Annotated in this window: 23 protein-coding genes and 1 tRNA gene; 6 read left to right on the plus strand and 18 right to left on the minus strand. The window is 64.3% G+C overall.

All coding sequences use genetic code 11. From position 1 onward, the window contains the following. Positions 1–17 precede the first annotated feature (17 nt). Positions 18–689 (minus strand): FABP family protein, encoded by a 672-nt coding sequence (locus tag ACVJ19_RS03670; protein WP_453948074.1) that lies wholly within the window; start codon positions 687–689, stop codon positions 18–20. Positions 690–825: 136 nt separating this feature from the next. Between ACVJ19_RS03670 and ACVJ19_RS03675 the strand changes: the two genes are divergently transcribed. Continuing rightward, entirely contained in the window at positions 826–2,946 is a 2,121-nt protein-coding gene (locus ACVJ19_RS03675) for an ATP-binding protein (RefSeq protein ID WP_453948075.1), read from the plus strand. A gap of 89 nt (positions 2,947–3,035) precedes the next feature. Here the strand turns inward: ACVJ19_RS03675 and ACVJ19_RS03680 are convergent, their stop codons facing one another. Both ACVJ19_RS03680 and ACVJ19_RS03685 read right to left on the minus strand, forming a co-directional pair. Continuing rightward, positions 3,036–4,355: an aminotransferase class V-fold PLP-dependent enzyme gene (locus ACVJ19_RS03680; protein ID WP_453948076.1), complete on the minus strand. Its 1,320-nt coding sequence runs from the start codon at positions 4,353–4,355 to the stop codon at positions 3,036–3,038. A gap of 159 nt (positions 4,356–4,514) precedes the next feature. Next, on the minus strand, positions 4,515–4,760 hold the full coding sequence (locus tag ACVJ19_RS03685) for a hypothetical protein (RefSeq protein ID WP_453948077.1): 246 nt from the start codon (positions 4,758–4,760) through the stop codon (positions 4,515–4,517). A gap of 580 nt (positions 4,761–5,340) precedes the next feature. Between ACVJ19_RS03685 and ACVJ19_RS03690 the strand changes: the two genes are divergently transcribed. Both ACVJ19_RS03690 and ACVJ19_RS03695 read left to right on the plus strand, forming a co-directional pair. Next, positions 5,341–7,083, plus strand: a complete 1,743-nt coding sequence (locus ACVJ19_RS03690) for an ethylbenzene dehydrogenase-related protein (RefSeq protein WP_453955063.1) — start codon at positions 5,341–5,343, stop codon at positions 7,081–7,083. Between the two features lie 54 nt (positions 7,084–7,137). Then, positions 7,138–8,148, plus strand: coding sequence for a 2Fe-2S iron-sulfur cluster-binding protein (locus ACVJ19_RS03695; RefSeq protein WP_453948078.1), 1,011 nt, complete (start codon positions 7,138–7,140; stop codon positions 8,146–8,148). 47 nt (positions 8,149–8,195) lie between these two features. Here the strand turns inward: ACVJ19_RS03695 and ACVJ19_RS03700 are convergent, their stop codons facing one another. Continuing rightward, positions 8,196–8,999 carry a substrate-binding domain-containing protein gene (locus ACVJ19_RS03700; protein WP_453955065.1) on the minus strand — a complete coding sequence of 268 codons (804 nt, stop codon included), beginning with the start codon at positions 8,997–8,999 and terminating at the stop codon, positions 8,196–8,198. Positions 9,000–9,387: 388 nt separating this feature from the next. Here ACVJ19_RS03700 and ACVJ19_RS03705 point away from each other — a divergent pair, with 388 nt between their 5' ends. Continuing rightward, positions 9,388–11,877 carry a bifunctional diguanylate cyclase/phosphodiesterase gene (locus tag ACVJ19_RS03705; RefSeq protein ID WP_453948079.1) on the plus strand — a complete coding sequence of 830 codons (2,490 nt, stop codon included), beginning with the start codon at positions 9,388–9,390 and terminating at the stop codon, positions 11,875–11,877. Positions 11,878–12,213: 336 nt separating this feature from the next. Here ACVJ19_RS03705 and ACVJ19_RS03710 read toward each other — a convergent pair whose 3' ends face one another. The 11 genes from ACVJ19_RS03710 to ACVJ19_RS03760 all read right to left on the minus strand — a co-directional run bounded on the left by ACVJ19_RS03710 (position 12,214) and on the right by ACVJ19_RS03760 (position 19,826). Beyond that, entirely contained in the window at positions 12,214–12,990 is a 777-nt protein-coding gene (locus ACVJ19_RS03710) for a DUF2182 domain-containing protein (RefSeq protein ID WP_453948080.1), read from the minus strand. Positions 12,991–13,044: 54 nt separating this feature from the next. Continuing rightward, positions 13,045–13,677, minus strand: a complete 633-nt coding sequence (locus tag ACVJ19_RS03715) for a DUF1326 domain-containing protein (protein WP_453948081.1) — start codon at positions 13,675–13,677, stop codon at positions 13,045–13,047. A 232-nt stretch (positions 13,678–13,909) separates the two neighbouring features. Continuing rightward, positions 13,910–13,985, minus strand: a tRNA-Phe gene (locus tag ACVJ19_RS03720). A 186-nt stretch (positions 13,986–14,171) separates the two neighbouring features. Beyond that, complete coding sequence (gene yacG, locus ACVJ19_RS03725) at positions 14,172–14,354, minus strand: DNA gyrase inhibitor YacG (protein WP_080135149.1); 183 nt, start codon at positions 14,352–14,354, stop codon at positions 14,172–14,174. A gap of 155 nt (positions 14,355–14,509) precedes the next feature. After that, a complete protein-coding gene (locus ACVJ19_RS03730; RefSeq protein WP_453948082.1) occupies positions 14,510–15,139 on the minus strand; it encodes a Maf-like protein in 630 nt (209 codons plus the stop codon). Positions 15,140–15,293: 154 nt separating this feature from the next. Beyond that, positions 15,294–15,761 carry an arsenate-mycothiol transferase ArsC gene (locus ACVJ19_RS03735; RefSeq protein WP_080135151.1) on the minus strand — a complete coding sequence of 156 codons (468 nt, stop codon included), beginning with the start codon at positions 15,759–15,761 and terminating at the stop codon, positions 15,294–15,296. 5 nt (positions 15,762–15,766) lie between these two features. Beyond that, on the minus strand, positions 15,767–16,261 hold the full coding sequence (locus tag ACVJ19_RS03740; RefSeq protein WP_453948083.1) for a UPF0262 family protein: 495 nt from the start codon (positions 16,259–16,261) through the stop codon (positions 15,767–15,769). Continuing rightward, on the minus strand, positions 16,258–17,553 hold the full coding sequence (hisD, locus tag ACVJ19_RS03745; protein ID WP_453948084.1) for a histidinol dehydrogenase: 1,296 nt from the start codon (positions 17,551–17,553) through the stop codon (positions 16,258–16,260). The genes ACVJ19_RS03740 and hisD overlap by 4 nt, the downstream gene beginning before the upstream one ends. 117 nt (positions 17,554–17,670) lie before the next feature. Then, complete coding sequence (locus tag ACVJ19_RS03750) at positions 17,671–18,120, minus strand: DUF2948 family protein (RefSeq protein WP_453948085.1); 450 nt, start codon at positions 18,118–18,120, stop codon at positions 17,671–17,673. 81 nt (positions 18,121–18,201) lie between these two features. Then, a complete protein-coding gene (locus tag ACVJ19_RS03755) occupies positions 18,202–18,861 on the minus strand; it encodes an NAD-dependent epimerase/dehydratase family protein (RefSeq protein ID WP_453948086.1) in 660 nt (219 codons plus the stop codon). A gap of 26 nt (positions 18,862–18,887) precedes the next feature. Beyond that, positions 18,888–19,826, minus strand: a complete 939-nt coding sequence (locus ACVJ19_RS03760; protein WP_453948087.1) for an SDR family oxidoreductase — start codon at positions 19,824–19,826, stop codon at positions 18,888–18,890. 88 nt (positions 19,827–19,914) lie between these two features. Between ACVJ19_RS03760 and ACVJ19_RS03765 the strand changes: the two genes are divergently transcribed. Further along, a complete protein-coding gene (locus ACVJ19_RS03765; protein ID WP_453948088.1) occupies positions 19,915–20,556 on the plus strand; it encodes a TetR/AcrR family transcriptional regulator in 642 nt (213 codons plus the stop codon). 196 nt (positions 20,557–20,752) lie between these two features. Here the strand turns inward: ACVJ19_RS03765 and ACVJ19_RS03770 are convergent, their stop codons facing one another. Continuing rightward, positions 20,753–21,577, minus strand: a complete 825-nt coding sequence (locus ACVJ19_RS03770) for an alpha/beta fold hydrolase (protein ID WP_453948089.1) — start codon at positions 21,575–21,577, stop codon at positions 20,753–20,755. A gap of 143 nt (positions 21,578–21,720) precedes the next feature. Beyond that, positions 21,721–22,227, minus strand: a complete 507-nt coding sequence (locus ACVJ19_RS03775; protein WP_453948090.1) for a hypothetical protein — start codon at positions 22,225–22,227, stop codon at positions 21,721–21,723. Between the two features lie 320 nt (positions 22,228–22,547). Here ACVJ19_RS03775 and ACVJ19_RS03780 point away from each other — a divergent pair, with 320 nt between their 5' ends. Continuing rightward, entirely contained in the window at positions 22,548–23,576 is a 1,029-nt protein-coding gene (locus tag ACVJ19_RS03780; RefSeq protein WP_453948091.1) for an IS110 family RNA-guided transposase, read from the plus strand. Positions 23,577–23,948: 372 nt separating this feature from the next. Here ACVJ19_RS03780 and ACVJ19_RS03785 read toward each other — a convergent pair whose 3' ends face one another. After that, positions 23,949–24,257, minus strand: coding sequence for an EthD family reductase (locus tag ACVJ19_RS03785; RefSeq protein ID WP_035706504.1), 309 nt, complete (start codon positions 24,255–24,257; stop codon positions 23,949–23,951). Positions 24,258–24,293: the final 36 nt, after the last annotated feature.

A 24,293-nucleotide genomic window follows, 5' to 3' on the forward strand; every position in this document is an offset into this window, starting at 1 on the left:
AAATCTCCGGATGACGCTCACGCCGCCGTTCCGCTGCCGCCATCGGCTTTGGCGCGATCGTTGACGATCACCGCGAGCGGATTGAGCTTGGGCGGCGCGATGAGCTGGAGCGTGTTGGTGTCGTGATGATTGAACGGCGCGCCGCGCACGAACAACTCGGTCTGGATCAGATAGGTCCAGCTTCCGTCGTCGTTGAAGGTGATGTCGCAGCGGTAGGAATCGGTGCGGAAGGCCTGTTCCAGGAAGTCGGTCGAGCAGATCCCGTAAGCGGTATCGCCGCGCCTGGCCGTGACGGAGATCTTCTTGTCGTCAGGTCCGGCTTTTCCGGACGCCAGCAGCACCTGCCCGCGCGGGATCGCCAGCGTCTGCATGATCAGCCCGGTCGCGGGCTCCCACAGCCAGTAGCCGACCTGGTCGTGGAAGGTGATGTCTTCCTCCGGCGTGTTGATGTGGATGTGATAGCGCAAGCCATAGAACAGCTGCGGGCCGTTGGCCTGCGGATCGATCGGGTCCATGCGGATGCGCTCGATGAAGGTGCGTCGCTCCGGCCCCTCCGCCTTCGGATTGACGTCGATGCCCTTGTCCGCCTGCCACGTGCCGGCAAGACGGCGAAGCGGGCCGAGATTGGCGAGGGCGTCGGGCGAGACGTCCTCGGGCTCGGTGAAGATGTCGGCGGGAATGGGGAGCATGGGGACCTCGCGTCGTTGCGGGAGGCAGCAATAGCACAAGGCCGGCGCAAAACTACCAGGACGGAACCAGAAGCCGTGCCGGACGTTGTCGGCCGTCGAGTCCCCGGAATCCGGGCTCGGTTGGGCAAGGACGCCCATGTCACGCGTCGCGGGGAGTCCGGTGCTGTCTGAGAAAGCCGCTCGGCAGTCAACTGATGCAAGCTTCCTCGCCGACGGCGGCGAGCTGGGCGCGATGATGCGCGCCCTCGACTGGTCGGACTCGCCGCTCGGCCCCCCTCATCGTTGGTCGCAGGCCCTCAAGACGACGATCGGCATGCTGCTGGCGGCGCAGGCCCAGATCGTTCTGTTCTGGGGGCCCGATTTTGTCGCGCTCTACAATGATGCCTATGCGCCGGGCATCGGCGCCAATCATCCCCGCGCCCTCGGCCGCCCGGCGATCGAGAATTGGGGCGAGCTGTGGGACGATCTCGAACCGCTGCTGGCCGGCGTCCGCCGGACGAGGACAACATTCACCGCAAAGGATCGCCCGTTCTACGTCGAGCGTCACGGCTACGGCGAGACGAGTTACTGGGACGTCTCCTATTCGGCCATACCGGATGACGATGGCTCGGTCGGCGGCGTGCTCTGCATCGTCTCCGAGACGACCGAGCGTGTTCGCGGCGAGACCCAGCTGCGGGCCAGCGAAGCGCGCTACAGGGAGCTCAATGCCACGCTCGAGCAGCGCGTCGCCGAACGCACCGCCGAGCGGCACCTGCTTGCCACGATCGTGGAAACCACCGACGGGCAGATTCAGGCGCTCGATCTCGATTACCGCTGGCTCGCCATCAACGCGTCCTGCGCCGATGCCTATCAGCGCATCTTCGGCAAGTGGCCGAAGGTCGGCGATTCCCTGCACGAATTCCTCGCCGACCGGCCGGAGCATCTCGCTGCGGCCACGGCGATCTGGAGCCGCGCGCTGGGCGGCGAAGCCTTCACCACGATCGAGGAATTCGGCGATCCCCGCTTCGAGCGCCGCGTCTACGAGATGAAGTTTGAGGCGTTGCGCGCGCCGGATGGCACGCGGATCGGTGCATTCCTGACCGGGATGGACGTGACCGATCGCCTGGAGGAGCAGGCGCGCCTCGCACAGGCGGAGGAGGCGCTGCGTCAGGCCCAGAAGATGGAGGCCATGGGCCAGCTCACCGGCGGCGTCGCGCACGACTTCAACAACCTTCTCACACCGATCGTCGGCCTGCTCGACATGTTCCAGCGCAGGGGCATCGGCGGCGAGCGCGAGCACCGCCTGATCGCCGGCGCAGCGCAGGCGGCCGAGCGCGCCAAGACGCTGGTTCAGCGCCTTCTCGCCTTTGCGCGCCGGCAACCGCTGCAGGCCGTGCCGGTCGATATCGGCCGGCTCGTTGCCGAGATGGGCGACCTGATCTCGAGCACAACCGGACCGCAGATACAGGTGACGGTGGATGCGCCGGAAGGGCTTCCCGAGGCGATGGCCGATCCCAATCAGGTCGAGATGGCGATCCTGAACCTCAGCGTGAATGCACGGGATGCCATGCCCGACGGCGGCAAGTTGCGCATCTCGGCCAAGGCCCGCACCGTTGAGCGCGTACACGCATCGGGACTGACACCGGGAACCTATGTCTGCATCTCGGTCGCCGACACCGGGATTGGCATGGACGAGGAGACACTGGCACACGCCGTCGAGCCGTTCTTCTCGACCAAGGGTGTTGGACAAGGCACCGGTCTCGGGCTTTCGATGGTCCACGGCCTTGCGTCCCAGCTCGGCGGCGCGCTCACGATCAGGAGTGCCGTGGGGGCCGGGACGACGGTGGAGCTATGGCTGCCGGTGAGCCAGGTGACCGCGGGCGCGATCGACATCGCCCCTCAGCCGAAACTGCAGCCGCTTGCCGCCGGCACGGCGCTTCTCGTGGATGACGAACCGCTGGTGCGCATGAGCACCGCCGAGATGCTGAGCGAGCTCGGCTACAGCGTCGTCGAGGCGGGCTCGGCGGAAGACGCCCTTCAACGCGTCAGGGAGGGCCTTCGGCCGAACCTGCTCGTGACTGACCATTTGATGCCGGGCATGAGTGGAACGGATCTCGGCCGCGCACTGCGCAGCCAGTATCCCGAGCTCCAGATCCTCGTCGTCTCAGGCTACGCAAACAACGAAGGCATCACGCCGGATTTGTCGCGGCTGACAAAGCCATTCCGGAGCGACGAACTGGCGGCGAGTCTTGCGAACCTCACCAAGGTGGCGCAGTAGGGCCGCGAAGGGGGCTGGCGTCATCGGAGAGCATGAGCCAGCCCGCATCAGCGAAAGAGGCACGCAGGCGCCGGAGCAATCACGCGGGTTCAGCCCGCCTTCGTCCCCGTGATGGCCGCAAGCGCCTCGACGAAGCGGTCGAGATCGGCCTCCTCGGTGTAGAGCGCCGGCGTCACGCGGATGCATTGGCCCTTGGCGATGCCCGCCCGGCGAACCGTCAGGACCTTGTAGGTGTCCCTGAGCTTCGCCACGATGGCATCGTTGTCGGCCTTGCTCGTCTTGCCGGCGAGGCGGAAGGACGTGATCGCACCGTAGAGGCCCGCCTCGTCCGGCGTCAGGATCTCGAGGTCCTTGAAGCCCCTGCTACGACTGACCCAGTAGTCGCGCAAGTAGCGCAGGCGGGCCTGTTTCGCCGCAGCACCAATCTGCTGATGGAGCTCGATGGCCGTGGGCACCGTCAGCACCGTCGCGAAATTGACCGTGCCGGTGTGCACGCGCGAGCGGATGTCGGTTTCCGGGAAATCCTCGTCACCGAGGTCGCGATCGACGGCGGCGAGGCGGTCTTTCTTGATGTAGAGGAAGCCGACGCCGACCGGCGCGCCGATCCATTTGTGCAGGTTGAAGCCGACGAAATCGACCTCGAGCTCGCTCACCCTGAAGTCCATCTGTCCCCAGGAATGAGCGGCGTCGAGGATGACGTCGATGCCCTTCGCCCTGGCCATGCGGGCGATCTCGGTGACCGGCATGATGAGGCCGGTGCGATGGCTTACATGGGTGAGGAGGAGCAGCCTGGTCTTCGGATTCGCTTCGAGGGCGCGGGCATAGGCGTCGAGCACGCCCTGACGGGTGGCCGGCTCCGGGACGTCGAACTTGACCACATCGACACCGCGGCGCGCCTTCAGCACATTCATGGCATATTGCATCGAATCGTAGTCGAGATCGGCGTAGAGCACGCTGTCGCCGGGCTTCAGCCTGTTGTAGCCGCCGATGAGCAGCTGCAACGCTTCGGTCGCACCGCGGGTGAGCGCGATTTCCTCGGGCGCAGCTCCAACCGCCGCCGCCACCTTGGCCCGCACGGCCTCGAAATCCGCGCCCGCCCGCTGCCGCGCGTAATAGGTGTTCTGGTAGTTGACCATGTCGGAGAGGCGGATGAACTCGCGCCGCACCGGCTCGGCCATGATGCCCCAGAAGCCGTTCTCCAGGTTGACGACGTCAGGCGTCACGGCATAGAGCCCCTTCACGGCCGTCCAATAGGCCTTGTCGGTGGCGATTGCGGCCGCAGGTCCGGTCGGTTGCGCCGGCAAGCCCTCGGCGGCATGAACCGGCGCCGCCAGCGGCGCGACGGCTGCGGCCGCGAGTCCCTTCAGGATCGACCGACGGTCGGAAGAAATTGTCTTGATCAGATGCATGTCCACTCTCCGCGAAGCGCGGCGAAAGGAGCAGCATTCATTGACTGGGCGATGACAATCCGATGATGCCGACGGTGCCCGGCAGGGGCTGTGCGTGTATCGCGCAGGCGGTCGCGGGAATGAGGGCGGTTGATCGCCGCCCTCAACCGAAGACCGCGCTCAAGCCGCTTGCGACATCGATCTCGCACGCTGCTCGAGCACGCCGATCGTCGACACCAGATTGTCGCGCCGCGCGCGAAGATTGGCCGCGAGCAGCGGATAGGTCGGCTGCTTCACGTCGAACACCCCGGTTTTCGCTTCTTCCTCGATAATGTCGGTGTTCAGCAGCCGAACACGCCACCACAAATCCGCGATCAACGCATCGAGCTGGAGTTCACCAGCACCAGAACGGGACACTTCCTGCATGACTTGCCTCAACCTGAAACGGCCTTCTCGCCAAGGCCTGGCTTAGGTCCTGACTGAGCAAGCAGAGTGCCAGGAATGGCCGGGCGAGAGCTGGTTCGGGAGTGAGCTGCGCGGTGCTCCGGTTGTCAGCGTGAACCTGTGAACGCGCAAGCGAGGCGGAGCTCGCGGCCGTCGTTCGGCGCTTCGATGAGGATTGGGGAAATTCAGCGAACCGGCTGGATGTGCGCCAGTCGAACTCTTATATAATTGAAATTGCTATATAAATTCAAGTTTCGTGGGAGCGTCGGCTACCTACGTCCTCCCAACGATTTCCGCCGAGTTTATGATGGACGCGGCTTGGCGACCCGCGCAACGGCCGCGCTCTGAGCTGCCCAGCACCAGAGCCAAGCAGGGTTAGAGACCAGACTTCGAGACTGGCGTATGCCCCAGGGGCGGCTCGTTGGCCGACCGCCTTGATTGGGATAATGATCGTTGCCGGCCGTCTTGGTTTCTTCGGCGACCACGCCCATCTCGCCAAATCCCCAATGCTTCGCAGCCTTTCTGGCGCAACTGCTGGTTTACCGCGGGTAAGCTTTATGCAATGAACGATGTCGCCGCTCGAACGAACGCCGATGCCTTGACCGAGAAACGCCTCGCTCAAACAAAGACTCGAGAAAGCCCGCCACGCACCGATGTCGGGACGATAACCCTCCATTGGGCGACCGCGATCGCGTTTGTCGTAAGCCTCGTTACCGGCATACGCATCGCAGCGGACGCGCTGCACGCCCCCTTCTCGAAATGGCTCGCTCCGGTCCTGCCGCAGGGCGAGATCTTTTCCTGGCATTTCCTCGCGGGGCTCGCCGTCTTCTTCTGCGGGACGGCCTACGTCGTCTACCTCGCGCGCAGCGGCCTCGTCGAGCGCAACAGCCCGAAGAAGACGCGGATCCTCGCGATGCGCGCCCCGGCTCGCCTCAAGTGGGGAGCCGTCAACGTCATCCTGCACTGGTTCGTCTATGCGCTCGTGATCTTCCTCACGGGGACGGGCGTCATGATGTATCTCGGCTATGGCGGCTGGTGGGCTTATCTCCACTCGACCGCCGCCTTCGTCGCGCTCGTCTACATCTTCGCGCATGTCGCCGCGCATTATCTCTATGGCGGCTGGCAGCAGATTTTCCGTGTGTTTCGGCCGACGCCGCTCGCGATCACGAAGGCCGTGCGGCCGAGGCCTCTTCTCGTCGCCGCTGCAATCGGGGTGATAGTCGCGTGCGGCGTCGCCGGGCTCGACTGGGCGACGCGCGATACGCTCGTCGTCGCGCGGGTGAGCGCCGCGCCGAAGCTCGACGGCGCCATGGGCGATCCCGCCTGGTCGCGCGCGCTCCCCGTCTTCATTCGCACGCAGCAGGGTGCCAATCTCGGCGGATCGGGCGAATCGCTCGTGGAGGTGCGCGCCCTGCACGACGGGCAGAAGATCTATTTTGCCTTCCGCTGGGAGGATCCCACGCGCTCCCTCCGCCGCGTTCCGATCATCAAGCAAGAGGATGGCTGGCACGCCCTCGACGAGCGTGCGGGTCTGCAAGACGCCGCCGAGTTCTACGAGGATAAGCTGGCGGTCATTTTCTCGGACAATCCATCGCTCGGCGGCGCAGGCGCGACGGGTCTCGGCGCCAACCCGCTGCCCGGCAAACCGATGCCGATCAACGGCCGGGGCTTCCACTTCACGACGGATGGCAGCTACATAGACATGTGGCAGTGGAAGGCGTCGCGCGGGGGCATGCTCGGGCGTGTCGACAGCCAATATATCGGCCCGCCCTACGCCCCGACCCTGGACGAGCAGAATTACGATGCCCGCTATCAGGGCGGCTATTGGAATAAGCCTGGCCGCACTCTTTATTCGTATAACTTCAAGTTCATCCACCGGAACGACAAAGGGCCCGTCACGGTTCTGCGGCTTCCCAAGGACTGGAAGGCGCAAGTCGCAGCCCTCGGCAAATTCGATCTTGATCCCAACAGCAGCGACGACGAGAACGGCCGCTGGTACATGTTCGACTCGGAGAGCGAACCCTACACTCCAGAGGCCGACGCGAGGATTCCCGTCGGCACGGTCCTGCCCGGCGTGATTATTGCCGGCGACACCGAAGGAGAGCGAGCCAATGTCGCCGGAGTTTCAAAATGGAGCAACGGACATTGGACGCTCGAGCTGACGCGCAACATGAAAAGCGATGGCAGATATGACAAAGCCTTCGTGCCAGGCCGCGATCTCTACATGTGGGTCGCCGTCTTCGACCATGCACAGACGCGGCATGCGAGCCATAACCGCCCGGTGCGTGTCGTGTCGCAGAAATAGGGCTCTCATGATCGGCGACGTGCTCGACCGGAGGCCACTCCCAGAGGCCTCGCGATGAAGAGGCATTGTCGGCTCGTCATCAACGGCAAGCTCGTCGAAGCCCGCGCCGGCGAAAGCCTGATCGACGCGGCGCTCGGCGGCTCGATACTCGTTCCACACGACTGCAGATCGGGACAATGTCAGAGCTGCCGGGTGACGGTCGTTTCGGGCTCGGTCGATGACGGCGGCTCGGGCCATGGCCGCACTGTGCTCGCCTGCCAGGCAGCGGTCGCAGGCGATGCTGAGATCGAATTCGAAGAATTGCCGCTACCGGTGAAGCGGCCGGGCGCCGTCACCGAGATCAACCAGCTCTCGTCGGAGATCGCCGAAGTCGTGCTGACGACCTCGGCGCCGCTCGAGTTTCGGCCGGGACAATATGTGCGCGTCAAGTTTTCCGGCTATCCTGCGCGGGAGTTCAGCCCGACCTTCAGGCTCGATGGTTCCTTCAAGCAAGTCGAACTCGTCTTCCACATCCGGTGCCTGCCTGACGGTACCGTGTCGGGGCAGCTCGGCAAAGCCATCAGGCCCGGCCATGCGGCGCATGTGCAAGGCCCCTTTGGACAAGCCTATCTACGACAGGGCCAGGGGCCGCTGGTGCTGGTCGCCGGCGGAGCAGGCTGGGCCCCGATCTGGGCGCTCGCCCGCTCGGCGCGCTCGACCCAGCGCAACCGCGAGATGGCGGTCGTCGCCGGCAGCCGGGATGCCGATAATCTCTATATGCTTCCCTCGTTGCAGTGGCTGATCGACGACGGTGTCCGCGAGGTCATTGCGACGACGGAGGTCGGGTCTACCCTGCCGATCAGGCCCGGGCGCCCATCGCACTACCTGCCCCTGCTTGGGCTGGAGGATACGGTCTACGTCGCCGGCCCGGTTGGTCTCGTCGAGATCGTGAAGAACAAGGCGCGCTCGGCCAATGCGCAATGCTACGCCGATCCTTTCCTGCCGAGCTCTCAAACCCCATCGCTGATCGACAAAGTTACCCGTCTATGGCGAAGCCGGGAGCAGCCTCATCGCCCCGGTCTGTGAGCCGATGCCGAGTTCAGCAGCTCTGGCGGCCGCCGAGCCCCGGCGCCTCACGGCTTGACGGGCAGACTACCGAGGCTGGTGATGACGTCGGCTGCCTTCTGCGCAGCGGCAAAGCGTAGAAAGGCCAGCGCATCCGGATCCTGCAACGTATTTAAATAGATAAGCGCCAGCACCACGCTCGAGGGATAATCCGCGTCCGTCGGGTAGTGACCGTCCACGCGAAGCACCGTGAGCCCCTGTTCCAACGGCCGCGAGAAAGGACCGAAGCCGATCGCGCCTTGAACATCGCGAACCGTCTCGATCGCTTCCTGTGTGGTCGTTGCCATCTTCGATTTCTCGGTGATCTCGAGATCACGCCAGCCGGGCATGCTGGCCCGTAGCACGGTGAGTGTGCTGTCCTGGTCCTCGCGCCGCACGACGCGGATGCGCATATCGGCGCCGCCCAGCTCCTTCCAATTCGCAAGGCGGCCCGAATAGATCGCAACGAGCTGAGCGCTTGTGACGGCACTCACTCCGCAGCCGGGATGGACGATGAAAGCCGAAGGCAGGCGGGCGATCGCCTTGTAGACGATGCCGGAAGCCGCTTCGGCGTCGGTCAGGCGGCGTGCGACGCGCCCCAGGATCGCCTTACCGGACCCCACGGCCGCGATGCCTCCGCCAGAACCGATGCTCGGCGGGACCTCGACCTGTGCCGATCCTTCCTGTTGCATGAAGCTCGCGGCGATGGCGCGCAGGACATCGATACCGTCTCCGGTCCCGACGATGTCGAGCCTGCGTGGTTCGGCGCCAGCGGCATTCATCCCCGCAAGGCAAAGGCCCAAAAGGGCTGCCATTATCCTCGAAAATGCCATTGCAGACCCCTTCGAACCACGAGGTGCACAATCTGGCAAAGAAACCTAAACCTTCTGTTGTCGCAACGCCGCGCCTTTTGGAATCATCAGTGTGGCGAACAGAAAGTGAAAGCACACAATCTGATGGTTTCGAAAAACCAATTGGTAATTAACTAGCCACAAATAGATGACAAATAGACGATTTAGAGGGTTTCACTCGCCTAAATTCGGCGCCTGGAAGACAAGTCAGTGGGGGCCTTAGCGAGCGACATTGATCGGTCCCCGCAAGTTCAGGGTGCTGGCAGTGGTGGCGACCGACACCGATATGGCGAAGGCATCGAGGGCGCCGCCCCGCTGGCGTCGTTGGGCCGTTCCGTCCGGGATTCCAGGTTTCCCCTCGTCTATCGCCATGCGCCTTGTTGCCGTCGTGCTCGCGACCGGCGTACTCGGGCTCGGCCTCATCGGTGGCTTGACGGCGCTACGCCTGCAGCAGCAACTGAGGCAGCAGGCTGCGGCACTGGGCGAACTCTCAGAAGACCAGCTCGCTCATCGCCTCGACGGCGAGGCGCAGTTGGCGCGAGCGCGAATCGAGGTCCTCGGCGCGGAAACCGCATCACGCCTGCGTCAGATCGCTCAGCGCGCCGATGTCGCCAAGGCGGTCGCCTCGAACAACGATGTCACTATCCGCGAGCTGCTCAGCATCGTTGCTTCGACCTCCGGCTTCGAAAGGCTGATCGCGTTCGACGAAACCGGCCGCGTGATCGGTGCCAACACGCCCCTCGACCTCCTCGCTCTGAACGGGGCGATCGAGGGGACCGACCTCTCTGTCAATCTCAGGTCGATCCTCAAGGACAATAGCCGCTCGCACCCGCGGGGTGAGGAAGGCACCTATGAGCTCAAATTGGGTGAATTGTCAGCGCTCGGCCTGGCCCAGCGCCACACTATAGCGCACACCGCAATCGAGCCCGTGTTCGACGACTTCGGCGACCTCATCGGCGCGCTTGTCGCCATCCGACCGCTCGGGCGCACGGAGCGGACTCTCGAGAACTTCACTTCGCTAGCTAATGCCGGCGTGGTCATCATCACGGGTGACAACGAGATCGTGTCTTCCGCGGGGCCTGGAGGGGTGAAATTTAGCAGCGCCAGGACGCGTTTGGGCGGGCTGCAGCGCTCGGATGACGGCAACTACGTCGCGCGCTGTGTCGAATATGAGGCGACGCTCAAGGTGTGTACGTTCGCGAGAGCATCGCTCGTGACGACGACACGCGATCAGATGTTCCAGATCGGCGCCGCCCATACCCGTTCGCTGATGTGGCAGTTCCTGGCATCCGCGGCGCTGGCGCTCGGTGCCTTGGTCGTCGCGCTATTGGCCGCCGTAAGGCACCTCACGAAAGGACTTTCGGCGCTCGCCAAGACCGCCCAGGAAATCGCGGGAGGCAATCTCGACGTTCCGTTCCGCGCAACGGGCATCGGCGAGGTTCGCGGCCTCGGCCTCGCATTCGAGCGAATGCTGACGCATTTGCGGGCCAGCACGCGAAGAATTCGTCAGCTCGCTTTCTACGATACGGTGAGCCGCATTCCCAATCGGGAGAAGATGCGCCTCGATGCGCCGGCGTTCATCGACGCTGAAGAAGACGGAGCGCTGTTCTTCCTCGACCTCGATGGCTTCAAATCCATCAACGACACTTTCGGGCACAAGGCTGGCGACGAGCTGCTCAGGATGGTGGCCGAGCGCTTGAGCAATTTGCTGACGTCCAAGGTCGCTGCCGGCAAAAGTCTGCTCGCCCGGGTCGGGGGCGACGAGTTCGTCGCCATCATCGCTGGGGTGAAGACGGTCGAGGCCGCGAGCCTCTGTGCCCGCGAGATGATCGAGACGCTGCAGGTTTCCTTCAAGCTCCAGAGCAACCATGCGACCATCGGCGTCAGCATCGGCGTTGCGATCTGGCCCACCCACGGCACAACCTATGACGATCTCCTGATCCGCGCCGACCTTGCGATGTACGTCGCGAAGAGCTCGGGACGCAATACCCACGCGTTCTTCACTCCAGATCTCGCAGAGGTCGCGCGTGCCCGGCATGCGCTCGAAACCGATCTCGCCTTGGCGATCCGCAATGAAGAGCTCGTCGTCCATTACCAGCCCAAGGTGTCCTGCGTGGATGGCCGCATCCTGGGGGTGGAGGCGCTGGCGCGCTGGCATCATCCGAAGGAGGGCAACATTCCTCCTCAGCGCTTCATCAAGATCGCGGAAGAGATCGGCCTCATCATGGAGATCGACCGCTTCGTGCTCAGGCGCGCGCTCGCCGAAATCGGGGGCTTGATCCGGGCCGGCTCGAACCTCGTGCTCGCCGTAAATGTCGCGGCGACGGAAATCGAGGACCCGCTGTTCATCAAGGACATCGTCACGACCGTTCGCGAGGCCGACTTCCCGCCGCCACACCTCGAGATCGAGATCACAGAGTCGGTCGCGATGCGCAATCCCGATGTCGTACGCGAGAGAATAAGCCTGCTCAGGCAATTGGGCATACGCTTCGCAATGGACGATTTCGGAGCCGGCTATTCGAATCTTTCGACGATGGCGAGGCTCCCCTTCGACGCCGTGAAGCTCGATCGCACGCTCGTCGCGGGTGTCGCGGAAGACCGCGAGAAGCAGACGATCCTTCGCCTGGCGCTCGGACTTGCGGACGAATTGGGGTTCGAAACGGTCGTAGAAGGCATCGAAACGGCCGAAGACCTTCGGTTCGCGGCCGAAAACGGCGCGACCATGGCGCAAGGTTATATTTTCTCTCCGCCGGTATCGCTCGAAGAGTTCACCGTCCTGCTCCAGCCGAGCCTTTTGGCGTCGGCGGTCGAAGTGGCGCCCAGGCGACACGGCGCGGAGCGGCAGGCTGCGATCCGCTGAGGCATTGGCGACGACACCGCCGCAGATGCCGATCGGGGACCGAATAGGCCTGCGGGAGCTCTGCAATGGCTCGCGGTTTTATACTGAATGGTGGGAAAATGGTGCGCCACTCAGAATAAAACTGCGAACTACTATATAATTGAAATATCGATATGATTTTCTGATTTGGTCTTGATGGGGCCGGGCGCTCGAATGTTGAGCGCCATCAGCCGTATGCCCCTCATCTCAGATGGAGCTTCCTCCGCGAGGGATTGTTAGTTGTTTGTATTGAATGGCCGAAATTTGCACGCGGACCGTGCGCTGCAATGGCTCGAGCTTGACGCAAGCGAACACGCTTCACACCGTGCGCGCAAGAACGATCGTGCCGAACAGGATGAGGGTCACGCCCGCCGCATAGCTCAGGCTTCGGCCGAACGGAAGCAGTTTCTCGCAGGCGACATAGAGTGCGATGGCGATGATCCAGAGCAAATTCATCACGCCGCTGACGAACAGCAATGCCATTAAGAACCAGCAGCAGCCGACGCAATAGCTGCCGTGGCGAAGTCCCATGCGGAATGCTCCGCTTCTGCCGACTTGCCAGTACCTGCTCAGGAACAGCAGCGGGCTTTGACAGTAGCGAAGACAGGCGCCCTTGAGTGGCGTGAACTGATAGAGCCCCGCGGCCAAAAGAAGAGTGCCGCCCAGAATGGCGCTCGTACTTGCCATCGCCATCGACAGGAGCCAGGTGCGTTCGAGCGCCCACTGCGCCAGGACCGCAACGAGACTGAACCCGGCCCATGCCAGGAGGTAGCCGGCGAGAAAGATCCAGACCTCCATCGCGGCGCCAGATGTCTCCCGCCTGCGCTTGACGGTCGCATACAACAGGACGGTGGGCGCCGCGCTCGGCACCATCATCGCGATCATCATCACCCACCACATCGCGAACAGCAGCACGGCATAGAGTGGCGTCCACGGCATTGGCGCCATGTCCGGCATGTCGGCCATCATCTCGGTGTCCATGCCGGCCCCGCTCGCCAGATACGTCCAGGCCAGCGCCACCACCGCGGCGGTCCCGACCACCACGATCAGGCGGTCGCGCTTAAGCAGGTGTTCAAGCGCCAAATGCCCGCTCATCGGCTTTCCCCGGAAGCGGATGTCGCCAATCGATGGCTCGACTTCGGCGCAGCATCAGGCTGCGACGCCCTCGGGTGTCTGCACGACGGTCGCAAGCGAGCTGTGCGTGCCTTTGGTCTCGAAACTGATCGCCCCCGTCGAGCGGATGTTGGCGGACGCGACCTCGGCAGCCCTGTGCTCGAAACCCTCGGGCACCACCACCTGAATGCGATGAGGAGCACCCGTCACCGGATTCTTGATCGGTTCGACCTCCGTCTCCAACACGCCCTTGGCGACGAGCTTGGCGACGCGTCCGTCCTTGTCGAAGGAAAATTCGAACGGCGCAAAGACGGGATCGTGGACGGTGGTCACGATCAGGCTGATGATCTGGAACAGCGTGCCCTCGGCGGAATGCTTGCCGGAGAAGATGTCAAACAGCGCCTGGCGCTGTTCCGCCGTTGCGCGCTCATCGATGATCGGCTGCATTTTGCCGTTGCCTTCATGCAGCGCTCCCGGGAAATCGACGGTGGCCGCGAAGCACAGGCCATCGAGGTTGGTCCCCTCGAAATGTCCCTTGGTGATCCGCATGCCGACCAACCCCTTGCAATAGCCCTGGGTCGGCAGGGCATTGAAGTCGCATGGGCAGCCAAACGCGCAAGTACAATTCTTGATCCATTCGCCTTCGAGACGCCAATCCGATGCAGCCATGGCACATCTCCCAATGTGAGGGGACGAGGCAGCCGTTCGATAGGTCGACGTCAAAAAGGTGCGAGCGGGATCGAAATCCGATCAGAAGGCCGGCATCGCAAGGGAATCTGTTGACGCACTGCCATTTGCCGTCCTGATGGCGAAAAGCATATCAGCCGCGACCTGGCACGTACAGCGAACCCACGCGGCGGAAACGGCAGCCGGGTTGGTGGAAGCCCGAAAATCAGAGGGATGGTGCCCAGGGGCGGAATCGAACCACCGACACTGCGATTTTCAGTCGCATGCTCTACCAACTGAGCTACCTGGGCGTGCTCCAAGAGAGGGGCCAAAGCCCATCGAGCGGGCGGTTTATAGTGGGCCGAGAGCTGCCTGTCCACCCGGCTTCGCCAAGAGGCTTCGCCGGGGGCGGCCCGGCTGTGCACAAGCTCGGGCGGGCTTGCCGCGGCTCGGGTGCGGCACGTCGATGGAACTTATAACACATTGAAAAAACTTAATTATTCGACGTCATCCACCTCGTCATCGCGGCCGGGGATGACGTAGGAGCCTTTCAGCCAGCGGTTCAGATCGACGTCGCGGCAGCGCGAGGAGCAGAATGGGCGGGTGGCCTGCGCCTGCGGCTTGCCGCAGATCGGGCAGGTTTTGAGCGGCCCGGCGGGCTTTTTGACCTGGTCGTCCATGAGATGCGCAGCTTACACGGGGTGAGGGAGTTCAAGCGCCTGTCGGCGAAGGGGTTCACGGAGCAACGGCACATGCGCCGCCGTTCGGATCCGGCCGGGCCATTCTACTGTGCATGGGGTTGTTTTCGAGGTTTTTGTCGGCGCGACCCTGGCGCTCACACCGCAGTGGAGTTGAGCCAGCCGAAGCGGGTCGGGAAACCCTCGCCGCCGAGCAGCGTCGTGGTCTCGTAGAGCGGCAGGCCGACGACGTTGCTGTAGGAGCCGACCATCTTGACCACGAAGGAGCCGGCGATGCCCTGCACGGCGTAGCCGCCGGCTTTGCCGCGCCATTCGCCGGAGCCGATATAGGCCTGGATGTCGTCTTCCGACAGGCGCTTGAAGCGGACGCGGGTCTCGACCAGGCGCTGGCGGAAGGCCTCGCGCGGCGTGACGAGGCAGATCGCGGTGTAGACGCGGTGGTTGCGGCCCGACAGCAGCCGCAGGCACTGCGCGGCTTCGTCCACCAGATTGGCCTTGGGCAGGATGCGGCGGCCGACCGCCACCACGGTGTCGGCGGAGAGGATGAAGGCGCCGCGCAGCTCGTCGTCGAGCTGCACCGATTTGAGTGCCGCATCGGCCTTGGCCCGCGCGAGCCGATTGGCGCAGGCGCGCGGCAGCTCACCTCGCCTCGGCGTCTCGTCGACGTCGGCCGGCCGGAGCGCGTCCGGCTCGATGCCGGCCTGGTTGAGCAGCGACAGGCGTCGCGGCGAACCGGAGGCAAGTACGAATTTGGGGCGGCCGAGCATCAGGTGATTTGGGGATGAGGCAGGGGTGAATTGCGCGCGGAACCTATCGGAAGGGGGCTGATTTCACAACCCGGGAACCCGGACTTTGCTGATTCGAGGTGTCCGACATCGCTGTGCCCTCAGTCTGTGACGCAGGTGTTACGCCCGCCGGATGCTACCCGCTCGCCGCGCCGACCTTCGCAAATCGCCGGCGGATGCGCAGCAGGAGCTGGTCGCAGACCTCGCGATAGGCAGCGAGCTTCTGGTCGCGGCTGCCCTCGATGGTGGTGGGATCCTGCGTCGGCCAGTATTCGACATCGGCGGCGAGCGTGCGGGTCAGCTCCAGCGCCTTGTGGTGCGCCTCGGGCGAGAGCGTGATGATGAGATCGAAATTCAGCCCCTCCCAGTCCTCCAGCTCCTCGAAGGTCTGCGGCTTGTGGGTGGAGATATCCTGGCCGAGCTCGCCCATCACGGCGACCGCGAACGGATCGAGCTCACCCTTCCTGGCGCCGGCCGACTTCACATAGAGGCCCTGCGGAAACATGTGCTGCAGCAGGCTCTCGGCCATCGGCGAGCGCACGCTGTTCATCGCGCAGGCGAACAGCACCGATTGCGGATCGCGTGCCCGTGGCGGACCCGCCATCGCGCTTAGCCCTTCCAATGAAGGACGGTAATGAGCGTGAACAGCCGGCGCGAGGTCTCGAAATCGACCCGCACCTTGCCCTTCAGCCGCTCCTGCAGCGTGCGCGATCCCTCGTCATGGATGCCGCGGCGGCCCATGTCGATGGCCTCGATCTTGTCCGGGGTCGCGGTGCGGATCGCCTGGTAGTAGCTGTCGCAGATCATGAAATAATCCTTCACGATCCGCCGGAACGGCGTCAGCGACAGCAGATGCGCGACCACGGGCGATCCGTCCTCGCGGCGGATGTCGAACATCAGGCGGTTGCCGGTGATGCCGATATGCAGCGTGAACGGGCCCTGCCCCGCACCGTCAGGCGCGAACAGGTTCTGCTCGATCAGATCGTAGATCGCGATCGCGCGCTCGTGCTCGATGTCCGGCCCGGAGCGGCCGATCGAGTCCTCGTCGAGGGTGACCGCGACGATGCGATTGTTGGAGTCGTCCTGTTCGGGCGGCTTTGTCATGACAGATTGAGGCGCAATCCAATCGAGCGCGAATGAGCGTCCAGCCCCTCCGCCTTGCCGAGCGTCATCGCGGCAGGTCCCAGCGCGCGGAGCTGATCCGGGCCGCATTTCAGGATCGAGGTGCGCTTCATGAAGTCGTGCACCGACAGGCCTGAGGAGAACCGCGCCGAGCGCGCCGTCGGCAGCACGTGGTTGGAGCCGCCGACATAGTCGCCGATCGCCTCAGGCGTATGGGCCCCGATGAACACCGCGCCGGCATTGCGGATCTTTGCGGCGAGCGCATCGGGATCGACAGTCATGATCTCGAGATGCTCGGCCGCGATCGCGTCCGCAAGCGGGATGGCGTCGGCGAGGTTCTTCACCATGATGATGGCGCCGAAATCCGCCCACGAGCTGCCTGCGATCGCCGCGCGCGGCAGCGTCTTCAGCTGCGCTTCCACGGCCCTTTCGACGTCGGCGGCAAGCCGCGCGGAATCCGTGATCAGGATCGATTGCGCGCTGGCATCGTGCTCGGCCTGCGCCAGCAAATCGGCGGCGATCCAGTCGGCATTGCCGGTGTCGTCGGCAATGACCAGCACCTCGGAGGGGCCGGCGATCATGTCGATGCCGACCTTGCCGAACACCAGCCGCTTGGCGGCGGCGACATAGGCGTTGCCGGGGCCGACGATCTTGGCAACCGGCGCGATGGTCGCGGTGCCGTGCGCGAGCGCGGCCACGGCCTGCGCACCGCCGACGCGGTAGATCTCGGTGACGCCGCCGAGTTGGGCTGCCGCCAGCACCAGCGGATTGAGCTTGCCGTCCGGCGAGGGCACCACCATCACGAGGCGCGAGACGCCGGCGACCTTTGCAGGCACCGCATTCATCAGCACCGAGGACGGATAGGCCGCGGTGCCGCCGGGCACGTAGAGACCGGCGGATTCGATCGCTGTGTAGCGCCAGCCGAGCTCGACGCCGAGCGGATCGGTGAAGCGCTCGTCCTTCGGCAGCTGGCGGCTGTGGTAGGTCTCGATGCGGTCGCGCGCGAGCTTGAGCGCATCCAGCGTCGCCGCATCGCAGGCCTTCACGGCCGTCTCGATCTCGGCAGCGGCGACGCGCAGGCCGGATGCATCCAGCTTCAACCGGTCGAACTTTGCGGTGGCCTCGAGCAGGGCTGCGTCGCCACGCCTTGCCACGTCGTCGACGATGGCGCGCGCGGCAGCCTCCACGTCGGCCGAAACCTCGCGCTTGGCGGCGAGGAAGGCCGCGAATCGCTGGTCAAAATCGGCGCTGCTGCGGTCGAGACGGACGGGCATTTTGGCTTGGCTTCCGGCTGGTCTTTGGGGCGGATTGGCTCACCCGGGCCCCTGCTCAATGGCGCGGCGGGGAAGCGGCGTCAACCCTTGGGGCCCCGCCCCTGTTGGCATGCCACCTCACCCCTCCCCCTCGACCTCCACGCCCGTTCCCAGGTCGTCCGTACCCAGATCCGTCAGCTCGCATTCCAGGCATTCGACGTCGAGACGGATGGCGCCGCCCTGGGCGAACAGCAGGAGGGCGCTGCCGCCGGGCTCTTCGACACGGCCGTCCTGGGGGTGAAACTCGATGCCGACGAGGTCCAGAACCTTGTCCAGCGCGCCCAGGTCGATGTTGCGCGACTTGCAGGCGAGCACGCGATCGAAGCGGAGCGCGGCGACCAGCCGACGCGGCTCGGTCGCGCCGTCCAGGGTCTGCTCCCAGTCCAGCCGGCTCATGCCGACCACAAGGCGCTTCTCGCTCTGCCGCCAGATGATGTCCGAGGCCTGCACACGGGCGTCCTGGACATGGGCCGAGATCACGGCGAGATCGTCGGCATCGAGCGCGATCATTTTGAGCTGGGGAGACATCGCCGGCGCTTCTCCTTCAGGGCGGACGGGGCTCAACGCGCGCAGGCGCCGAAATTTCCTCACAACTAACGGGCCGGCCGGCTAGATGCTATTGATATCCTCCATTTCCAGCACCTTCCGCGGATACCCTTCCCGGGCAACATGGATCATGGCGCGGCCGATCTGCTCGGTCGAGGTGACGAGCGAAGGCGATATCCGGCGCAGCACCGACCAGAGCGGCCAGGTTGCGGTATACACCGCCTGCACCCAGGCGGTCTTGGAACGGGCGCCGTGCAGCGGCTGGATCGCGCCGGGCCGGAACATGTAGGCGCCCTTGAATGGCAGCTTGAAGAGATCGTTCTCGGTCTTGCCCTTGACCCGAGCCCACATCCGCGAGCCCTGCTCGGTGGAATCGGTTCCGGCGCCGGTGACATAGGTGAAGGTCATCTGCGGATTGAGCCTCGCCAGCGTGGTGGCACCCGCAAGCGTGAGGTCGTAGGTGAGATGACGGTAGCGCTCCTCGCTCATGCCGATCGAGGAGACGCCGAGGCAGAAAAAGCAGGCATCGTAGCCGGTGAGCTGGGCTTCGATCGCTGAATAATTCAGGAAATCATCGTGGATGATCTCGGCGAGCTTGGCGTCATGCACACCGGTCGGGCTGCGGCCGACCACGAGCACGCGCTCGATGCCGGGATCGATCAGGCACTCGCGCAGCACACCCTGCCCGACCATGCCGGTCGCGCCGAAGATGATGACTCGCATCGCGACGTCCCCAACGATGTCGCGGCTCATGCAGCGACCGCGATCTCGTCGAAGGATACACCGGTCAGCGTCGCCGAGACATCCCACAACATGGCGGCCGCAGCAAAATCCTTCGCCTGCGGCGTGATCCGCGCGGGCGCCGGCGGGCCCTTCAATTCGTAGAATCCGTTCGGACCGTAATAGCCGCCGGGCTCGGCACCGGGCGCGGTCGCGGCGAACAGGGTGGGCAGCGCGCCCTCAGTCGCAGACTGGCTCATCAACGGCTGGAGCAACCGGCCGACCCGCCACTGGAACGTGTTGGCGCCCGGCCCGTTCGAAATGAGATCAGTCCGCGCGTAGCCGGGATGCGCGGCGAGGCTCGTCACCCCCCAGCCCGCGGCGAGACTCCGGCGCTGCAACTCCAGTGCAAACATCAGCATCGCCAGCTTGGACTGGCAATAGGCTCGCCAGGGACGATAGGAATGCTTGGCTTGCAGATCGTCAAAATTGATCGCGCCGGAGCGGTGCGCAAGGCTGGAGAGATTGACGACACGCGGTGCCTTGGCCCGGCGAAGCTGCGGCAGCAGGCGCGCCGTCAGCGCGTAATGGCCGAGATAGTTGGTGCCGAACTGCATCTCGAAACCGTCCTCGGTCTTCTGCCGCTTCGGCAGCGCCATCACGCCGGCATTGTTGACGAGGAGATCGAGCTGCTCGTTGCCGGCGGCAAAGCGCCTGGCGAAATCGGCGACCGAGGACAGGCTGGCGAGATCGAGATGCTCATAGGCGATCAACGCGTTGGGAAACCGCTCGCAAATCCCCTCGATCGCCCGCAGGCCCTTTGCGTCGCTGCGTCCGGTGAGTATGACAATGGCACCGGCGCCCGCCAGCGCCATCGCGGTCTCGTAACCGAGCCCGCCGGTCGCGCCGGTCACGACCGCGGTCTTGCCGCTGAGGGAGAGAATGTCTGCCGTGGTCCAGTCGGCCATGCCGTAACTCCGGGGCTGTCAGGGGTGGAAAAGGCCTGCGACCGGTCTAAATGTGCACTAAGTGCAATTATGCAAGAGGTGAAATAATTTGAAGGCTTCGAAGTCCGCCAGGAAAGGCGCCAAGCCATTGTCAGCGGCCGCAAAATCGCCGCCTTCTGCCGGCCTGCGCCAGCGCAAGCAGCAGGCGACCCGCGAGCGGCTGACCCGTGCGGCGATGGCGCTGTTCCTGGAGCGCGGCTTCGAGGCCACGACCATCGACGACATCGCGGCGGCTGCCGATGTCTCGCGCCGCAGCTTCTTCCACTATTTCGCCTCCAAGGAGGACGTCGTCGCCGCCTGGCAGGAAGACGCCGCGGCCGCGCTGGTCACCGAGATCCTCGCACGGCCTGCGGACGAATCCATGCTGACGGCGGCGGAGAACGCAATCGCAGCGGCGGTCAAGCGGATCGATCCCGCGGAAGCGGCGGCGATGTCGCGGCTCAAGCGCGACAACCCCGCGCTGCACGCCCGCGACCAGCTCAAATACGAAAAGCTCGAGCGCGCGCTTGCGGACGGGCTGGCACGGCGTGCGAGAAACAAATCGGACCAGTTGAAGGCGCGCCTCGTCGCAATGATCGCCACCGGCGCGATGCGCGTCGGTGGCGAGAGCTGGATCGGCGAAGGCACGCGCGAAAAGCCGGAGGCTTTCGTGAAGCGCACCTTCGATGCGATCAGGGCGATATTGAAGTGAGTGTTCTCTTCCTTCTCCCCTTGTGAGAGGGGGGCGATCGGCGAATTCAATCGCGAACATCGTAGGGTGGGCAAAGCGAAGCGTCCCACCGCCTCTGTTGCAGAGCTGGATCGATGGTGGGCACGGCGCAAGTGCGCCTTTGCCCACCCTACGATTCCGGACTCGCGGAGAGAGACCCCTCACCTGTCTCGCGGCCTCACTCCCTGAAAAACGCCAGCAGGTCGGCGTTGATGGTCTCGGCATGCGTCGTCGGCATGCCGTGCGGAAAACCCTTGTAGGTCTTCAGGATGCCCTTCTTGAGCAGCTTGGCCGACAGCGGCGCCGAGTCGGCATAGGGCACGATCTGATCGTCGTCGCCGTGCATCACCAGCACGGGGACGTTGATCTTCTTCAGGTCCTCGGTGAAGTCGGTCTGCGAGAACGCGACGATGCCGTCGTAATGCGCTTTCGCGCCGCCCATCATGCCCTGGCGCCACCAGTTCTCGATCACCGCTTCCGACGGCTTCGCGCCGGGGCGATTGTAGCCGTAGAACGGGCCCGCCGCGATGTCGCGATAAAATGCCGAGCGGCCGGCGGCGAGCTGGGCCTGGAAATCGTCGAACACGCTCTTCGGCAGGCCGCCGGGATTGGCCGCGGTCTGCACCATCAGCGGCGGCACCGCCGACAGGATCGCAGCCTTCGCGACGCGGCTCTCGCCGTGACGCGCGATGTAGTGCACGACCTCGCCGCCGCCGGTGGAATGGCCGACATGGATGGCGTTCTTGAGGTCGAGATGCGCGGTGAGCGCGGCGAGATCGTCGGCATAATGATCCATGTCGTGACCGTCGGCGACCTGCGCCGAGCGGCCGTGGCCGCGGCGATCATGGGCGATGACGCGATAGCCGCGCGTAACGAAATACATCATCTGCGCGTCCCAATCGTCCGACGACAGCGGCCAGCCATGGCTGAACACGATCGGCTGCCCCGAGCCCCAATCCTTGTAAAAGATCTCGACGCCGTCCTTGGTGGTGATGGTGGGCATTGCAGGGCTCCTCTTTAAGTTCGAGTCATTCCGGGGCGCGCGTCAGCGCGAACCCGGAATCCAGAGATTGTTGCGCGAGATTCCGGGTTCATCGCTGCGCGATGCCCCGGAATGACGGGTGAATGCGTCGCTTGCGCAAACGTTCAGGCAAACGCCATCGGCTTGTAGCGCCGCCAGGCACCGATCGTCAGCACGACGAAAAACACCAGCACGATGCCCTGCACCACGGCGAACACCGGCCCCGAGGGCGGCGCCGGCGGCACCGCGGGCGCGAGCGCGGCGAGCGCCGGCACCTTCAGGAACGACTGGATCACCAGCACGAAGACGTTGAAATAGAGCGAGATCATCGCGGTCACGATGTAGACCGGACGCCAGACGCCAGAGAGCTTCATGCCGTAGAGCGCGAAGCAGGCGATCGCGAGCAGCACCAGCGAGATGATGCCGATGATATGCGAGGGCAGCAGCTCCTTGAACGGAAACAGGAAGCCGGTGGCGCTGGTGAGGATGGTGAACAGCAGGAAGATCGCGGTGAGGCCGGGCATCGATTTCGAGCCGAGCAGGCCGAACATCACGACGAGGCCGGCGACGATCGCGATCAGGCTGATGACGACATGGATCAGCGTGAGGGCGGGCAGGCTCAATCCAAACATCTCACTCTCTCCATGGGGAAACCGCGAGATGGTATTACGGCCCTCATTGGATGGCTACACACGCAATGTCACAGGCTTGCGCACAGCCATGCGTCATCGTGCGAATCGACAAACGCATGGCTGAATTTTTTGCAGCGCCGTCACAAACGACAGCAGTTGTTCGTTTGTAGATGGGGTAACGGGCCGGCCGCCCGCTCGCTACGGCGCGATTTGGAAGCGCGCTCGCGAGCGGCCTGTTGGTTGGAAGGCGGTCGTCCCTCAAACTGATGGTGTTCAACGGAGTCGGGCAAGCCCGCTCCAAGCATCATTAAGGGACGACCATGGATCAGTATGCAGGAATTGACGTGTCTTTGGAATGCTCGAGCGTCTGCCTTGTCGATGGGACAGGCAAGATTTTGCGCGAGGCAAGGGTTGCAAGCGAGCCGGAAGCTTTGATCGCCTGGTTCCGTTCGCTGGGGTTGAGGCTCGAGCGGATTGGGCTGGAGGCGGGCCCGTTATCGCAATGGCTGTATGCGGGTCTGCGGGAGGCAGGACTTGCGGTCGAGCTTCTGGAGACGCGGCACGTTCGGGAGGCCTTCAAATCGATGCCGGTGAAGACGGATCGCAACGATGCCCGCAGGATCGCGCAGTTGATGCGGCTCGGCTGGTTCCGGCCGGTGCACTGCAAGTCGGTCGCGGCGCAGGAGACCCGCGCCATCCTGACGGCGCGCAAGCTGCTGCAATCCAAGCTGCGCGATGTCGAGAACAGCCTGCGCGGCGTACTTCGCGGTTTTGGCCTGAAGGTCGGCGCGACCACCGAGCGCACGTTCGCCGGACGCATCCGCGAGCTCGTTACCGGCCATCCCGGACTGGAGTTGGTGGCGGCGGCGCTGCTCCAAGCCCATGCCGTGCTGCTGCGGGAGTTCAAGGGCCTGGACAAGCACACCCAGAAGCTCGCCAGAGCGCAGCCATCCGCCAAGCTCCTGATGACAACGCCATCCGTTGGTCCGATCGTGGCGCTCACCTATGCCGCGGCGATCGACGACCCGAAGCGCTTCCGTTCCTCGAAGGCCACAGGCGCACACTTTGGGCTCACGCCGAAGAAATACCAGTCGGGAGAAACCAATTACACCGGCCGCATCAGCAAGATCGGCGATGCATCGGTGCGCGAGGCGCTCTATCAGGCAGCTCACGCGATGCTGACCAAGCCGGTCAAGAATTGCTCGGCATTGAAGAGCTGGGCGATGCGCATCGCCAAGCGCGCAGGCATGCGCAAGGCCAAGGTGGCGCTGGCTCGCAAGCTCGCCGTGATCCTGCATCGCATGCTCGCCGACGCCAAACCGTTCAACCCGATGGCCAAGGCCATCTAGCCAGGAGCAGCAATCGGTTCTGGGCGGGCCACACACCAGGCTCTCCCCGAGCGAAGTCCCTCCGCTGGGACGATGGATCCGGTCAGGCCGCCATCCGGGAAGTCGGCTCACAACCACGCTTCCGTAGATTGGCCGGCCGGCTCCTCATGCACCCCATCAGGTGACGGCCTCCGCGCCGATCCCGTACAGAAGCAAGTGCCCAGCGAGCGGACGACGCAAAAAGGGATTGACTAACCAAGGCCCGTTACAGAAGCCCGGATGGAGCGAAGCGCAATCCGGGAATCGTGCCACAAGCGATAGCGGCCCCGGATTGCGCTTCGCTCCATCCGGGCTACGGGCCTTTCGGCTTTCGACGAAAGTTGAATCGATCCCTCACACGTCCTTGGTGTCGAAGATCAAGAGGTCGGCGCCGCCGCTGGCGAATTTCGGCACGTCGGCGCCGGTCGCCTTGCCTTCCGGACTGGCGAATGCCGCCTGGATGTCGGCGACGCTGTCGAAGGTGAGAATGGCGACGAGATGGATTCCGGAAGGACCTGCGGGAGATGCGACCGGTCCCTTGCTGACGGCGTATTTCTTCAGGCCGGGGAGCTTCTTGGCGAGCGGAATGTGCGTCTCGGCATAGTACTTGTCGAAGGCCGCGGCATCCTTGGGTGTTTTGTACAGCACGACGATTTCAGCCATTTAGTTCTCCCGTTGAATCTTTTGTTCGCTCGTTCA

Source organism: Bradyrhizobium sp. USDA 376 (assembly GCF_054063675.1).

Excerpts from the sequence above, each read along its gene's own strand:
- ACVJ19_RS03670 (WP_453948074.1), bottom strand. The coding sequence starts at position 689 with ATGCTCCCCATTCCCGCCGACATCTTCACCGAGCCCGAGGACGTCTCG.
- ACVJ19_RS03675 (WP_453948075.1), top strand. The coding sequence starts at position 826 with ATGTCACGCGTCGCGGGGAGTCCGGTGCTGTCTGAGAAAGCCGCTCGG.
- ACVJ19_RS03680 (WP_453948076.1), bottom strand. The coding sequence starts at position 4,355 with ATGCATCTGATCAAGACAATTTCTTCCGACCGTCGGTCGATCCTGAAG.
- ACVJ19_RS03685 (WP_453948077.1), bottom strand. The coding sequence starts at position 4,760 with ATGCAGGAAGTGTCCCGTTCTGGTGCTGGTGAACTCCAGCTCGATGCG.
- ACVJ19_RS03690 (WP_453955063.1), top strand. The coding sequence starts at position 5,341 with ATGAACGATGTCGCCGCTCGAACGAACGCCGATGCCTTGACCGAGAAA.
- ACVJ19_RS03695 (WP_453948078.1), top strand. The coding sequence starts at position 7,138 with ATGAAGAGGCATTGTCGGCTCGTCATCAACGGCAAGCTCGTCGAAGCC.
- ACVJ19_RS03700 (WP_453955065.1), bottom strand. The coding sequence starts at position 8,999 with ATGGCATTTTCGAGGATAATGGCAGCCCTTTTGGGCCTTTGCCTTGCG.
- ACVJ19_RS03705 (WP_453948079.1), top strand. The coding sequence starts at position 9,388 with ATGCGCCTTGTTGCCGTCGTGCTCGCGACCGGCGTACTCGGGCTCGGC.
- ACVJ19_RS03710 (WP_453948080.1), bottom strand. The coding sequence starts at position 12,990 with ATGAGCGGGCATTTGGCGCTTGAACACCTGCTTAAGCGCGACCGCCTG.
- ACVJ19_RS03715 (WP_453948081.1), bottom strand. The coding sequence starts at position 13,677 with ATGGCTGCATCGGATTGGCGTCTCGAAGGCGAATGGATCAAGAATTGT.
- yacG (WP_080135149.1), bottom strand. The coding sequence starts at position 14,354 with ATGGACGACCAGGTCAAAAAGCCCGCCGGGCCGCTCAAAACCTGCCCG.
- ACVJ19_RS03730 (WP_453948082.1), bottom strand. The coding sequence starts at position 15,139 with ATGCTCGGCCGCCCCAAATTCGTACTTGCCTCCGGTTCGCCGCGACGC.
- ACVJ19_RS03735 (WP_080135151.1), bottom strand. The coding sequence starts at position 15,761 with ATGGCGGGTCCGCCACGGGCACGCGATCCGCAATCGGTGCTGTTCGCC.
- ACVJ19_RS03740 (WP_453948083.1), bottom strand. The coding sequence starts at position 16,261 with ATGACAAAGCCGCCCGAACAGGACGACTCCAACAATCGCATCGTCGCG.
- hisD (WP_453948084.1), bottom strand. The coding sequence starts at position 17,553 with ATGCCCGTCCGTCTCGACCGCAGCAGCGCCGATTTTGACCAGCGATTC.
- ACVJ19_RS03750 (WP_453948085.1), bottom strand. The coding sequence starts at position 18,120 with ATGTCTCCCCAGCTCAAAATGATCGCGCTCGATGCCGACGATCTCGCC.
- ACVJ19_RS03755 (WP_453948086.1), bottom strand. The coding sequence starts at position 18,861 with ATGCGAGTCATCATCTTCGGCGCGACCGGCATGGTCGGGCAGGGTGTG.
- ACVJ19_RS03760 (WP_453948087.1), bottom strand. The coding sequence starts at position 19,826 with ATGGCCGACTGGACCACGGCAGACATTCTCTCCCTCAGCGGCAAGACC.
- ACVJ19_RS03770 (WP_453948089.1), bottom strand. The coding sequence starts at position 21,577 with ATGCCCACCATCACCACCAAGGACGGCGTCGAGATCTTTTACAAGGAT.
- ACVJ19_RS03775 (WP_453948090.1), bottom strand. The coding sequence starts at position 22,227 with ATGTTTGGATTGAGCCTGCCCGCCCTCACGCTGATCCATGTCGTCATC.
- ACVJ19_RS03780 (WP_453948091.1), top strand. The coding sequence starts at position 22,548 with ATGGATCAGTATGCAGGAATTGACGTGTCTTTGGAATGCTCGAGCGTC.
- ACVJ19_RS03785 (WP_035706504.1), bottom strand. The coding sequence starts at position 24,257 with ATGGCTGAAATCGTCGTGCTGTACAAAACACCCAAGGATGCCGCGGCC.